General features: G+C 49.4%; 10 protein-coding genes and 1 tRNA gene. 10 read left to right on the forward strand and 1 reads right to left on the reverse strand.

Going from position 1 to position 12,834, the window contains the following annotated elements; translation table 11 throughout:
• Positions 1-75 precede the first annotated feature (75 nt).
• The 9 genes from ON05_RS12365 to ON05_RS12405 all read left to right on the forward strand — a co-directional run bounded on the left by ON05_RS12365 (position 76) and on the right by ON05_RS12405 (position 9,721).
• On the forward strand, positions 76-1,080 hold the full coding sequence (locus tag ON05_RS12365) for an SIS domain-containing protein (protein ID WP_010471945.1): 1,005 nt from the start codon (positions 76-78) through the stop codon (positions 1,078-1,080).
• Positions 1,077-1,814 (forward strand): 3-deoxy-manno-octulosonate cytidylyltransferase, encoded by a 738-nt coding sequence (gene kdsB / locus ON05_RS12370; protein ID WP_010471942.1) that lies wholly within the window; start codon positions 1,077-1,079, stop codon positions 1,812-1,814. Before ON05_RS12365 ends, kdsB begins: the two co-directional genes overlap by 4 nt.
• The gene (gene kdsA / locus ON05_RS12375; protein ID WP_010471940.1) at positions 1,811-2,647 is read left to right on the forward strand and encodes a 3-deoxy-8-phosphooctulonate synthase; all 837 of its coding nucleotides are present in this window, start codon (positions 1,811-1,813) and stop codon (positions 2,645-2,647) included. The genes kdsB and kdsA overlap by 4 nt, the downstream gene beginning before the upstream one ends.
• The gene (locus ON05_RS12380; protein WP_010471939.1) at positions 2,647-3,159 is read left to right on the forward strand and encodes an HAD family hydrolase; all 513 of its coding nucleotides are present in this window, start codon (positions 2,647-2,649) and stop codon (positions 3,157-3,159) included. The genes kdsA and ON05_RS12380 overlap by 1 nt, the downstream gene beginning before the upstream one ends.
• A 22-nt stretch (positions 3,160-3,181) precedes the next feature.
• A complete protein-coding gene (locus ON05_RS12385; RefSeq protein WP_010471938.1) occupies positions 3,182-4,510 on the forward strand; it encodes a UDP-N-acetylglucosamine 2-epimerase in 1,329 nt (442 codons plus the stop codon).
• An 86-nt stretch (positions 4,511-4,596) separates the two neighbouring features.
• A complete protein-coding gene (locus ON05_RS12390) occupies positions 4,597-5,901 on the forward strand; it encodes a glycosyltransferase (RefSeq protein WP_029315115.1) in 1,305 nt (434 codons plus the stop codon).
• A 105-nt stretch (positions 5,902-6,006) separates the two neighbouring features.
• Positions 6,007-7,095 carry an acyltransferase gene (locus ON05_RS12395; RefSeq protein ID WP_010471936.1) on the forward strand — a complete coding sequence of 363 codons (1,089 nt, stop codon included), beginning with the start codon at positions 6,007-6,009 and terminating at the stop codon, positions 7,093-7,095.
• A gap of 162 nt (positions 7,096-7,257) precedes the next feature.
• Complete coding sequence (locus ON05_RS12400) at positions 7,258-8,493, forward strand: glycosyltransferase family 4 protein (protein WP_010471935.1); 1,236 nt, start codon at positions 7,258-7,260, stop codon at positions 8,491-8,493.
• A gap of 64 nt (positions 8,494-8,557) precedes the next feature.
• The gene (locus ON05_RS12405; RefSeq protein WP_010471934.1) at positions 8,558-9,721 is read left to right on the forward strand and encodes an acyltransferase; all 1,164 of its coding nucleotides are present in this window, start codon (positions 8,558-8,560) and stop codon (positions 9,719-9,721) included.
• Here ON05_RS12405 and ON05_RS12410 read toward each other — a convergent pair.
• Complete coding sequence (locus tag ON05_RS12410) at positions 9,708-12,527, reverse strand: HEAT repeat domain-containing protein (RefSeq protein WP_010471933.1); 2,820 nt, start codon at positions 12,525-12,527, stop codon at positions 9,708-9,710. The two genes, ON05_RS12405 and ON05_RS12410, sit on opposite strands and share 14 nt — an antisense overlap.
• A 173-nt stretch (positions 12,528-12,700) precedes the next feature.
• On the opposite strand from ON05_RS12410, the gene ON05_RS12415 reads away from it, so the two are divergent.
• Positions 12,701-12,828 (forward strand) — tRNA-OTHER (locus ON05_RS12415).
• The last annotated feature ends 6 nt before the right edge of the window (positions 12,829-12,834 follow it).

The following is a 12,834-nucleotide window of genomic DNA, read 5'->3' on the forward strand; positions in this document are numbered from 1 at the left end:
GAAGACAGGGGTTTTGTACCCGCCATAAATAGCTCCATAAGATACGCTAGAACTACTGATGAGATATTGATTTCTATGCAATCTCTGATTCAAACGACCCAACCCACCTTTGCCTCTCAAGTGGATAGGCTGCTCCTTTTAGAGGCCGAAGCGATTGCCAAAGCGGCAGAACGATTACAGCCTGACCAGGTGAATAAGGCCGTCGATTTGATGATTCGGTGTTCGGGGAAAGTGGTGTTGTCGGGGGTGGGCAAATCAGGAATTGTGGCTCGCAAAATCGCCGCCACCCTCACCAGCGTCGGCGTGATGGCAGTCTTTCTCCACCCCGTGGAAGCCCTGCATGGGGATTTAGGCATCGTCGCCACGAATGATGTCGTTATTGTGCTGAGCAACAGTGGTGAAACGGATGAACTCATTGCCATGTTGCCTTGTTTGAAGCAGCGCCAAGTTCCCCTCATTGCCCTAGTGGGGAATGTCAAATCGACTTTGGCCGATGAAGCGGATGTCGTCTTAGCAGCCACTGTTGATCAAGAAGCCTGCCCGATGAATTTAGCGCCTACGGCCAGTACGACGGTTGCGATCGCAATCGGTGATGCCCTAGCCATGACCGTCACCCATGCCAAAGGCGTTACCCCTGAAGCCTTTGCCGTCAACCACCCGGCCGGTCGCCTCGGCAAACGCTTAACCATTAAGGTCTCGGATTTGATGCACCAAGGCCCCGAGCATCCTTGTATTTCCTCGGAAGCCAGCTGGTTAGAAATTGTCACCAGCATCAGCCAGGGCGGCTTAGGAGCCGTTAACGTAGTGAATGCTCAACAGCAGCTGCTGGGCATTGTCACGGATGGCGATCTGCGTCGCGCCATGGAGAAGATTCGTCCCGTCGACTTGGAGCAGATGAAGGCAGAAAAAATTATGACGGCGAATCCCATCACGGCCGCCCCCGACCAATTAGCCTACGATGCCCTCCAGGTCATGGAAGATCGTCCGTCTCAAATTTCGGTCTTGCCCGTTGTCGATCTAGACGATCGTTGCGTGGGAGTATTGAGACTGCACGATATTGCTCAAGCGGGTCTTATATGAATATTCTTGCGGTCATCCCTGCCCGCTATCAATCTCAACGCTTTCCTGGCAAGCCCTTAGTGATGCTAGATGAGCGGCCTATGGTTCAGTGGGTGTATGAAGCAGCGAAAAGCTGCGATTTTTTTCAAGATGCGGTAGTCGCCACGGATAGCGACAAAATTGCCGACTGTGTCAAAGGGTTTGGCGGCAAAGTGGTGATGACCCGAGACGATCACCTCACGGGCACCGATCGCGTTGCCGAGGTCGCGGGTTTCTACGATGACATGGATGTCGTTGTTAACGTTCAGGGGGATCAACCCTTTGTCACTCCGGAAGCCCTAGAACAACTCGTCCGACCCTACCGAGAGGGCGAACGCCCCGAGATGACCACCCTGGGCTGTCCTTTAGATATGGAAGAGGATTACGCCAGCCCAAATGCGGTGAAAGTATTGTGCGATCGCAATGGCCATGCCCTCTATTTTTCCCGCTCTCCCATCCCCTATTTTCGCAATCAGGGCAAGGTTCCGGTCTATCACCACTTGGGACTCTACGCCTTTCGCCATGACTTCCTCATGCAGTACTCCCAACTGGAGCCGACCCCCTTTGAAACCTGCGAAGGCTTAGAACAATTGCGGGTTTTAGAATATGGCTATGCCATTAAGGTCTGCCAAACCCAAAAAGCGGCAATTGAAATCAATACCCCCGAGGATTTAGTTAAAGCCCAGTTATTCATCCAACAAGGAATGACCTCATGATCCGTACTCAAGTGACTGATACATTAGCCATCGGCGAAGGATGTCCGCTGACACTGCTGAGTGGTCCCTGTGTGATTGAATCCGAAGACTTTACTTTAAAAATGGCCTCGGGTATCGCTCGCATCTGTGAGAAGCTGGGCATTTCCTATGTGTTTAAATCTTCCTTTGATAAAGCCAACCGCACCTCTATTAGCTCCTTTCGGGGACACCCCATGGAAGAAGGTCTGAGAATTCTCCAGCGGGTCAAAGATGAGGTGGGGGTTCCTGTTGTTACGGATATTCATGAAAGTCATCAGGCAGCCCCCGTGGCAGAAGTGGCCGATATCCTCCAAATCCCCGCTTTTTTATGTCGGCAAACGGATCTCCTGATGGCGGCAGCAGCCACAGGGCGCACCATTAACGTCAAAAAAGGGCAATTTTTAGCCCCCTGGGACATGAAAAATGTGGTCAGCAAACTGGAATCGGGCGGTGCCAAGAAAATCCTGTTAACGGAGCGCGGCACCAGCTTTGGTTATAACGCCCTCGTCGTTGATTTTCGGTCTCTGCCCCAAATGCGCAGCTTTGGGTATCCCGTGGTCTTTGATGCCACCCACAGTGTCCAAATGCCCGGCGGCCAAGGCAGCAGTTCCGGTGGCCAGCGAGAATATGCCCCCTATCTGGCTCGGGCAGCCGCGGCCATTGGTGTGGATGCCCTATTTATGGAAGTGCATGAGAATCCCGACCAGGCTCCCAGCGATGGTCCTAATATGATCCCACTCCATCAGCTCGAAGATGTGTTGCGGCCCATCCTTGAGGTGCATAAAATCATGAACTCCACTCCCGTATTAGCTTGATGAGTATCTCCTCAGACCTACAATCCCGGCTCGCCAACGTTAAGCTCTTGGCCTTAGATGTAGATGGCGTCTTAACGGATGGCGGGCTGTATTATACGGAAACCGGCACCGAACTGAAAAAGTTTAATGTCAAAGACGGTCAAGGCTTAAAGCTCTTGATGCAGTCAGGGGTTGACGTTGCCATTATTACAGCCAGCGATTCCCCCGTAACGCGGCATCGAGCCAAAAAGCTCGGCATTCAGCACGTCTTTCTTGGGGTTGAAGAGAAACTCTCGGTACTCAAATCCCTCTGCCAAACCCTCAATATTGAACTGTCCCAGGTGGCCTATGCAGGGGATGATGTCAATGATGTGCCCATCTTGCAGAATATTGGCTGTCCCTTCACGGTGAATGATGCCATGCCGGCTAACCGAGGCGCTGCCATTTACATTACTCAGAAGAATGGAGGATGTGGCGCAGTACGAGAGCTTTGTGATTTACTGATTCAAAGTCAGGCCGGTTTCTCATCCTAGTTCCTGACAAGGATCCGCCAAAATGCAACAAAAGCTAAAACTCCGGTCGCGTCAGGATATTGTCCCCCTGGAAAAAGCGGTTCTGGGACAATACTATTTTCCCTTGCAAGAATATCTGGGCTTTGATGAAAAGTTAGCGATGCTGCTTAAAGCATTGCCGCTGCGGCTTTCTCGTTTATCAACCCAGCCAGAAATTACCTTCTTTCTCTATTCCAAAGCTTGTGAACGGTTATTAATCCCCCTCCTGCTACACCTCGCTGAAAGTGGCATCCTTGAACGTCAAGGTATCAAGCTAAACCTGATCGTACTACCGGGGATTCATCAACTACAGCTCGTCCCTCAAACCCTAGAAAAAGTGAGCGCTCTAGGCATCACTCCCCAAGCCAACTATTTGAGCCTGGTTCGGGCTTGTTTATCTCCCCAAGATAAAGTGGTGGTCTTTTGCTTAGATCACCGAGAACTCTATGAGTTTCACCGATGTGGGGTCGATACCGCCGATCAGCTTCGCCAATTTGGCGTTAAAACCCTTTCAATTCAACATGGCGGCACTCGCAAAGACTCCGTTAAGGGCCTCGCTTCTACGGTCTCAGACCTGATTATGGTGTGGGGTAAGCGAGTGGAACGGGAATTAATTCAAGACTATGGGGTCGATCCACAGCGGGTTCGAGTGGTGGGCAATCCATTACATGATGTCCTCAACAGCCTGGATTCCCAAGCCGCATTGGCAACGCTGCAACAATGCTATCCCCAGGTCCAACCGCAACTACCCCAGAAGAAAATTGTAGTGTTGGCGGCCTGCCTGCATACGGAATATCAGGGATATGGAGATGAAGCTCAGCTCTATCGGCAGTATATTCAACATATTTATGAAAGCCTGGATTTCTCCAAGGTGTTGTTGTTGATCAAAATGCATCCCAACGATCAGAGAAATCCAAATTTATATCAGCAAGCGGCCCAGCAATGTGCGGATCTGGGGTCAGTCATTGTGATCGAACCAGAGGTCACAGAACTCAGCGTGTATGCCCTACTTTCCATCGCTGATTTACTGCTAACGCGCAGCTCTACAGTGGCGGAGGAAGCCTTAATGATGGGCAAGAAAGTGGTTGCCTTTGATTTATTTGCAGAGGGACCTTCTAAAGGCTATAAACACCTAGAAGAATATGGCGTCTACCAGACCGTATATGCAGAGCCTAAACCCGCTTTAAAGACGCAAATTGAGCAAATGTTATTTGATGGGGACTTAGATCACAGTACTGAGATCGATCTTGCAGCAGAATTTACCTATGCCTTAGATGGCCAATCCACTCAACGAGCTGTTGATGAAATTGTGACACACCTATCTGCTGGCTAGCCCCGATCCACGACCATGAGTGTTGTTGATCAGTTCTACTCCGATTCACCCCAATCTTATAAACCCCATTGTTGACATCCGTGTCTATGAAAACCGTTGCGCTCGTTGATACCAATCATGGCAGGGGGCATCATCTCACGTATATGCGTTTCTTCAGTAAGACACTGTTAGAAATGGGATATCGAGTCATGTCCTTTTATCCACAGCCAGATGATATCTTGCCCTGGATTCAAGAGAATTGTCCCAAAGAGATGGAAAATTTTCATGCCTTCGAAATGCAGGAATATCAATGGCAGGAACTCCCCGTGGTGGGTCAGTTACCCAAGCTATTTCCAAAGTGGACCCGATGGCCCCAGCCCGTTTTGATCTTAGGGCGCTGGCAAAAAACGGCTGCCGTTATTCAAAACGCGGCTGACCAGATTGGTTATGAGCCTGATTTAGTCTTTCTCAACTGGTTAGACAACTACTTGAGCTACTACTTAAGTGGACCCATGATTGATTGGGTCTTTCCCTATCCTTGGTCTGGCCTGTATTTCCGACCCGCAACCTATCGGTTTGGTCAACGATATCTACCGATCCTGAAAACGCCCCTATCCCATCTTGCGGTTGCGAACGCCGATCGTTGTCAGGCAATCACCCTACTGGACGAATATGAAGCTAAAAATCTTCAGTCGGATGTCCACAACAAACCCGTGATTGCATTTCCTGACTTTACCGACATTACTCCCCCAGATTTGACCTATTCTCTAGCAAAAGATATCAAGGCTAAGGCCGGTAATCGCACCATTGTGGGACTGTTTGGTGCTCTGAGTAAGCGCAAGGGACTCCTAACCTTATTAGAGGTGGCCCAACAGTGTGACCCAGAAGAGTTTTTCTTTGTTTTTGCGGGGTCACTCTCAAAGGCGATGTTTCATCAAGACTATTCAACTCGGTTGAATGACGACTATGAAACGGTACAAAAGATCGTTGAATCCTCTCCTTCAAACTGTCTCTTTCATTTGGAATTTATTCCAGGCGAACCTCAGTTTAATGCCCTCGTCAATAGCTGTGATGTTATTTTCTCGGCCTATGAAAACTTTCCCTATAGCAGTAACGCCCTCGTCAAAGCTGCCGCCTTCAAAAAATTGGTAATGGCCAGTGAGGGATATTGCATGGGTAAACGGGTCGAGCAGTTTCAATTAGGCGTGACTATCCCTGAAGGGGATGTGGGTGCCTGTTTGCAAGGCCTGAAGGACCTCAAGATCCGGTTAGCCCAACCCAATACGGACCGTCAGCCAGACTTTGAAGGGTATTGCCAGCAACATTCTTTACAACAACTGGCTAATTCCTTTGAAGATGTCCTAGATCTCGTCTCTGTTCACCCAAAACAGTCGGCAACGAGAGTGCCATAGGATACTTTGATCAATCATCTTTTGAATGGAGGAATATTCGTTTAGACCATAAATTGACCATAGATTAAAGACACTTGCTTGCTATAGCGTGAGGACAAAGGAATCGTGGTAGTTATTGAAAAAGTTCAATCTCTTTTTGTCAGTAAACCCTCGCAACCTGTGAAGAAGATCCATGCTCTAGATGGCATTAGAGGATTTGCAATTCTGTTCGTTTTTTTTGATCACGCCAAAGGACAAGGACTAGAGCTTTTTCCAATACTGAATCCCGATGGATTTGGTAAAGCAGGGGTATATCTGTTCTTTGTGTTAAGTAGTTTTTTACTAGCTGGACAATTCTTTCGAGAGGACTGTGACTTAGGTCGTTTATCTCTATGGGGTAGTTATGCACTCAAACGAGTCTTACGGATCTACCCACTTTATATCTGCATTATGTTGCTCTATGGCATCGTACCTAGTTTTAAATACCAGGGTTCAGATGTCCTGAGTCATCTATTTTTACAGGAAGGGAAGGATCAATTTTGGGCCATCCCTGTTGAATTTAAGTTTTACCTCTTCTTACCTGTATTAATGTGGCTGATTGTCAAAGTTTTGAAGAAGAATCTAGGGCTAACGACTTTATTCTTAGCGGCCGTGGGTAGTACCAGTTTTCTGGTGACGATTAACCCTCCTGAAGTCGCGCGGATTTCCCTGGTTAAGTATTTACCGATTTTTCTCTTTGGTATACTCGCGGCACTGATCCATGCCAAACTCCAGAAACAGCCTCAGATCCAGGATTCGTCTGTATTTGGCAGTGTTGCCGAAACCATGGCAATTCTCAGTTTGATGGCGACGGTAGGTTTGATTGTTGCTTTGAGAACCCAACCCGACTGGTGGATCTTGCAGCAAAGTTGGTCCGACCGGCTGGTCTTTATGGCCTTTGGGGGACTATGGTCATTATTTATGGTGGCCCAGCTCCACGGTCGCGGTCTGATTCGGGGCATCTTAAGCCATCCCATTATTCGATTTGTGGGAACGATAAGTTTTAGTATGTACCTTTGGCATATGGCACTGATTGGCTATACCAATGCCCACCTCAATCTGGCCCAACCGATTAAATTCTCGATTATTCTGGCGATCACATTTGGGATATCTATTATGAGTTTTTTCGTAATTGAGCGTCCCTTCTTTCGCTTAAAGAAGTACCTTCCCCAATAGCCCAATTCATTCCAGTAGCCGGATACCTAAGGTGAAGTTGGAGCACTTTGAGGTAATGTCATGCTGATGGGTGCAGTTAGGTTGGGAGAATGCTCAGGCCCATCGTCTCACCCCTACATCTCTTGCTTGTTCTTATAGGACCCTAGAAAAACTAAAGCGTCTATGAAATCTCTCTTATTGAGTACATCTGACATTGAAGGCGGGGCTGCGAGAGCAGCATACCGACTGCATCAAGGGCTACTGGCCATTGGCCATGACTCCCAAATGTTAGTTCGCGCCCGTTTCAGTGGCCAGAAGTCGGTCCTGGCTGAAAAGTCAGTATTAACCAAATTAGGGCCACAGATGAATGGATGGCCGTTAAAGCTAGGGTCCTATCAAACCAAAACGCTTTTTTCGAGCCAATGGTTTCCAGATGCGATCGCAAAAAACGTCGCCCAGCTCAAGCCTGATATCGTCAATATGCATTGGGTCTGCAATGGCTTTCTCAAAGTGGAAACCTTGCCCAAGCTCAATAAGCCCCTAGTCTGGACCCTGCAAGACATGTGGCCGTTTACGGGAGGATGCCACTATGCCGAGACCTGCGATGGCTACCAGGATACCTGCGGCAAATGTCCCCAACTCAATAGCCAAAAAGAGACGGATCTATCTCGAAAAATTTGGCAGCGTAAACAAAAAGCTTGGCAAGACATCAACCTAACCATCGTCACCCCCAGTCAGTGGATGGCGGATTGTGTCCGGGAGAGTTCGTTATTTGGCCATCGCCGAGTGGAGGTGATTCCCTTTTGTCTGGATGTGCAAAAGTATCGACCCGTCGATAAAGGCTTTAGCCGTGATTTGTTGGAGCTGCCTACAGACAAGCTGATCATTCTGTTTGGTGCTTTATCGGCCACTGCTGATGTACGGAAAGGATTTCACCTGCTCCAGCCCGCCCTGCAGAAATTGAGTCAGGCCGGGTGGGCAGACCGGATTGAGGTAGCCATTTTCGGAGCAGATGCTCCTGCAGAACCCGTCGATTTAGGATTTAAGGCCCATTACCTGGGCAGCTTTGCCGATGACTTGAGTTTATCCATTGCCTATTCGGCGGCTGATGTCATGATTGTACCCTCCCTCTACGAATCCTTCGGTCAAACCGCATCAGAAGGATTGGCCTGTGGCACCCCAGTGGTGGCCTTTAATGCTGCCGGGCAAAAAGATATTGTCAGCCATCAAGAGACAGGTTATCTGGTCAAACCCTATGAAGTCGATGATTTAGCCCATGGTATGGCCTGGGTCCTGGAAGATGCCAATCGCCATCACAAATTATGTGAGCAAGCCCGCCAAGCCGCAGTCGATCGGTTTGCCCTAGAGATTCAAGCTCGACAGTATCGGTCTCTGTTTGAAGATTTATTGGCAGCTTAAGCAATCGAGTCCCTTGATGGGATAGCGCTTTTGATGGATTAAATGCAAGTGTTTTCGGATCAAAATGACAGAAAAATTGATTGAACAAGAAGCACCTAAACCGCGATTCTCTCTCCAAAGTCTATTTTTTGGTGCCCGTACGTCTAAAAGTTGGATGGCATCGCTGGATGGATTAAGGGGGATTGCGGTTCTTTTAGTGGTGGCAACCCATAGTAAGCGACTCCTGGGCCTACCTTGGGAGCAAATGTTCCTGGGGCATTATTTTCAGGCCGCAGGCACTATCTATGGCAGAACAGGGGTCTACATCTTTTTCATCTTAAGTAGCTTCCTGTTAACGAGCCACATGATGCGAGAAACAATTGAGCTTAAAAGCGCCAAAACCTGGATAAACTATGCTTTAAAACGATTTATACGTATATATCCGCTCTATCTCTTCGTTTTAGTCGTTTATTTAATTTTTCCGGGATTTAAGTTTGAGCTGAAGGATCTAATATCCCATGTTCTACTGCAAGAAGCGTTTAATCATTTTTGGACTATTGTCGTAGAGTTCAAATACTATTTGTTTTTCCCCTTCGTCGTGGGGATTATTGTCCTGCTCTTCAAACGGGATTTTAAAGCGTCCACTCTCTTTTTACTCAGCGCCATTATCGTAACGGAGGGCGCTAATGTTGCGGTGGACTTCACGTCCAGATTATCCGTCCTCCCTCATATTCCGATTTTTCTGCTGGGGTCCTTGGCAGCCGTGGTCAATGCCAAACTAACGGCGGTCTTTGACCCAGACAATCCCAAACAGCGGCGATGGATGTCCATCCTGGCCAACACCTCCTTCGTGTTGATTGTGTTTAATTTTCCCAATCTAGTGAGTCGCCCCCTGTGGGATGCCGTCTTCCAAGCCAACTATGTCCGTCTGTCCGCCAACCACGGGTTCTATACCTACCAAGCCATTCTGATCTGCGTTTTACTGGTGACCCATTTACATACAGATGGCTGGATCAAAAAAGTGTTAGAGAATGTGGCCCTGCGATTTGTAGGAATCGTTAGTTTTGGGGTATACCTCTGGCACATTGCCGTGCTCGGCTATTTGGAATCTAAACTAAACGCCCCTGGCTATATCCAGTTTGCCAGTGTGTTCGTGGTGACCATCCTGTTGTCTGCGATCACATATCTGTTATTTGAAAAACCCTTTATGCGCATCAAACTTCGTCCCCAAATGATTAAGTCTTCCTAGGATCTTTAGGGTTCACCTTGATAGATGCACCCGCTTGCCAGAGGGTACGAAATTGCTCAACAGATAATGCCAGGGACCAGTCCCACAGGAGTTTGTAAACCGGCTGGGTCTGGGCCGACTGCTGAGACGTCATATATACCCCTTGAACCATAGCGAAAGTCTGTCGCCAGGTTGAGGACTCAGCATCCACCGTCATCAGACGGAGGTGTTTGCTGATCTGTTTGAGATGGTTTTTGCTCTGGGTCCTAGAGAAAATATCCAATAACACATCAATGGCCCCCCTGTGGTGGGGCTGTATTGCCAAAAGCTGCCCTGCATAGCGGATACGAGTCTCCATCTTTCGGCTTTTCTGCAATTTCTGTTCCAACACTGGAATAAGCTGTTGCGGCTTGAGGGGAGTTTTACGGGACCGACGACGGGAGCGCTTTACCGGTAGCGCCGAATGCTGAGGTGCCAATTTTTGCAAAGACTGTAGCGTTTGGTGACGGAGGGCAGAATCGTCGGTGGTTTGGAGGATATGTTCTAAAGTTTGGAGGGCCAGCGGTTGATCCGGGGCAATAATGCCCAGTCGATGGGCGGCCTTACGACGCAGGGACAGAGAGTCATGGGACTGAATAATATCTTGTAAGGTCTGGAGGGCCTGAGGATGTCCCGGCTGGATATCCGCAAGGGTCTTAGCCATCTCAATTTGCACATCGACGTTAGGCGCTTGGACTAGCAGGCGTTCTAGGGTTGCGATCGCAACCCCATTCCCTGGATCATAATTTTTACCCAAGCTATGGGCTGCCAGCCACTGTTCAAAAGGATTCTGGGCGTTTACCACAAACTGTTCAATGGCTTTGGTTACAAGGGTGCGATCGCTCTGGGACAATGCTTCCCCTGCAGGCTCGATCCAGACGGTGGGTTTGCCGTTCTGCTGCTGAAATCGCCAGTTAACCACCTCGGTTACTAACGCTTCTGCGCCAGCGAATTGGGGATATTCCGCTAACCCCTTGGTCGCCAGTAATTTTGCCTGGGTATCGTAAAACCTACCACAACCATCGGTAAAGTCCACCAAGGCTTGCAGAAAATCCGCTTTATCCCCATCAGAAACGTCACTGCGCCCCAGCCATAGCAAGATCACTTCCTGCCATTGCCCCCTAAAGATGGGATAAAAGGTCGTGTCCGCTTGCTGATATTCAATCAACTGATGCCAATCTGTGATCCCTTGGGCTGCAAAATATTCCTGAAACGTAGCGTGGTAGAAGGCGTAGACCTTACCGCCCGAAGTGGGAGACCATCCCGCGGGCTGCAGCCACCCTAGCTGCAAGGCCAGAGTTAACTGATCAGGATCCAAATGTTGACTGATAAATATCTCAGGTAGGCGAAACAACGGCGACGGTTGAGTCATCGCCTGCAACGCCAAGTGAGCTAAGGATTGGTTGAGCTGCTGCCGCTGGGCCAAGCTGGTGGGGTGATGATCCTGTTTCCAGTCGTAAAGGGCCTCGACAAACTGCCGATACAGCATGGCCTTCGTTTCTGGCAGTTTCCCTTGGGTAAGTTGCCAGGTGCGACAGAGCAAGGCCAGGTGCAAGGGATTCTGAATCAGGGCTTTGAGTCGTCGCAGCTCGGGTCGATTAATTTGGTGATACAGCGTATCGCCCGTCTGGTTTTGGAACCAGTTTTGAATCACCGTTTGGACTTGATTGCCCCCTTGGCGATAGCTGAAGCTGAGGCTGCGATAGGGGGTGAAGGTTTCCAGGGCATTGTGGCCTGCGTCCCAAAGTTGCGATCGCGAGGTCAGGATTATATGGGCGTCTCCTAGCCAGCCCTTCAGCTGCTTGGCGACAAAGGCCAAGGCTTGGCTGGGCACCATCCCCATTTCATCTACAGCATCTAGTAAAAGCCAGACCTTGCCAGTTGAGAACTGCTGGGCAAAGGCTTGTTGTTGGCTTGGTAGAACGGTAAATACCTTTAGGGTTTGCTTGAGCCAGGTTTCTAGCAGGTAAGCTGCCAGGGATTGGCCCTCTAGATCAGCGAGGGAGATCCAAATCGGCAGCACCTGATCTTGGGCCAACAGTTTGAGAGCTAAGGTTTGCAGCAGCGTCGTCTTACCTGCCCCCGGTGGACCGACAATGGCCACCCGCTGAGTCTCTGGTTGGGTGAGCAACACCTCTAGAAACTGATCGGGCTGATAGACCGTTATCTCAGTGTCAGAATCACCGACTGCATCCTCCGTTTGTTGAGCAACGTCCGTTGGGTAAGCCACCAGCCCCACAGGGCAATAGACATCCTTCAGGTCAAACGCCAACCCCGTATGGGCTGTCAGCGGATTAGTGGTTAAGCGAGTATCCAACGCTGCCTGACAACAGGTTCTCCAAGGGCTAGGCATCTCAGTCTTAGGTTGAGACACCCCTCGATCCGGGCGATACTGATTCCAAACGTGGTCAAAGCTTTGCTGATTGGCCGCTTCTTCCCAGCGGTTATGCCACAGGGTCAAGGTGAAATGCCACTGATCCGACCCCCGCTGGCTGGTGCGGTGATCTTCCAGCATGCCCATAAAGGTTTGCAGATGTTTTAGCCCTGCTTTTACCTGCGCGAGGGTCAGCGGCGTCTCTAAATATTGAGTTAGGGCCACCAGATGCCGAGCCGTGGTCTGCACCACCAACCGCTGATCCGTTTGCCAATGAGTTTTGATCGTCCCCCGCAATCCTGCCAGGATTTTCTCGTCCTCAAGCTCTAGGGAATCATTGGCAAACTGCACCAACCCCATCAGGAGGGTTTGGGTTCTGCGTTGGGTAATGGGACCAAAACTTTGCTTGGGCATAGAGAACTTTCACGACAAAGTTAGGGGGGGCCCCTTAACTTAGATATCCCCCCTTATTCTAAAACTCTAACCCTGTCCGCGTTTAGCTCTACCTCAGCTGCATTGGAATCGGGGGAGAGACGGCCAGTAGATTAGGTTCAACGATAAGAAACGAGGTTACTTCACGCCAAACATGGACAGCTAGTTTAACGGTAGAACATCTGCTGTATGTCCCTTCTTCAAAGCATTATCCGCAAGGGTCGAAGAATTAGGGTTATCGCTAGGACGCAGGCAATAGAGGTTCGAATCCTCTCCTGTCCACACCACA

Source organism: Acaryochloris sp. CCMEE 5410 (genome assembly GCF_000238775.2).
Classification (GTDB): domain Bacteria; phylum Cyanobacteriota; class Cyanobacteriia; order Thermosynechococcales; family Thermosynechococcaceae; genus Acaryochloris.

Coding starts and splice junctions, on each gene's coding strand:
- ON05_RS12410 (WP_010471933.1), bottom strand. CDS start 12,527: ATGCCCAAGCAAAGTTTTGGTCCCATTACCCAACGCAGAACCCAAACC.
- ON05_RS12385 (WP_010471938.1), top strand. CDS start 3,182: ATGCAACAAAAGCTAAAACTCCGGTCGCGTCAGGATATTGTCCCCCTG.
- ON05_RS12390 (WP_029315115.1), top strand. CDS start 4,597: ATGAAAACCGTTGCGCTCGTTGATACCAATCATGGCAGGGGGCATCAT.
- ON05_RS12380 (WP_010471939.1), top strand. CDS start 2,647: ATGAGTATCTCCTCAGACCTACAATCCCGGCTCGCCAACGTTAAGCTC.
- ON05_RS12400 (WP_010471935.1), top strand. CDS start 7,258: ATGAAATCTCTCTTATTGAGTACATCTGACATTGAAGGCGGGGCTGCG.
- kdsB (WP_010471942.1), top strand. CDS start 1,077: ATGAATATTCTTGCGGTCATCCCTGCCCGCTATCAATCTCAACGCTTT.
- ON05_RS12405 (WP_010471934.1), top strand. CDS start 8,558: ATGACAGAAAAATTGATTGAACAAGAAGCACCTAAACCGCGATTCTCT.
- kdsA (WP_010471940.1), top strand. CDS start 1,811: ATGATCCGTACTCAAGTGACTGATACATTAGCCATCGGCGAAGGATGT.
- ON05_RS12365 (WP_010471945.1), top strand. CDS start 76: ATGCAATCTCTGATTCAAACGACCCAACCCACCTTTGCCTCTCAAGTG.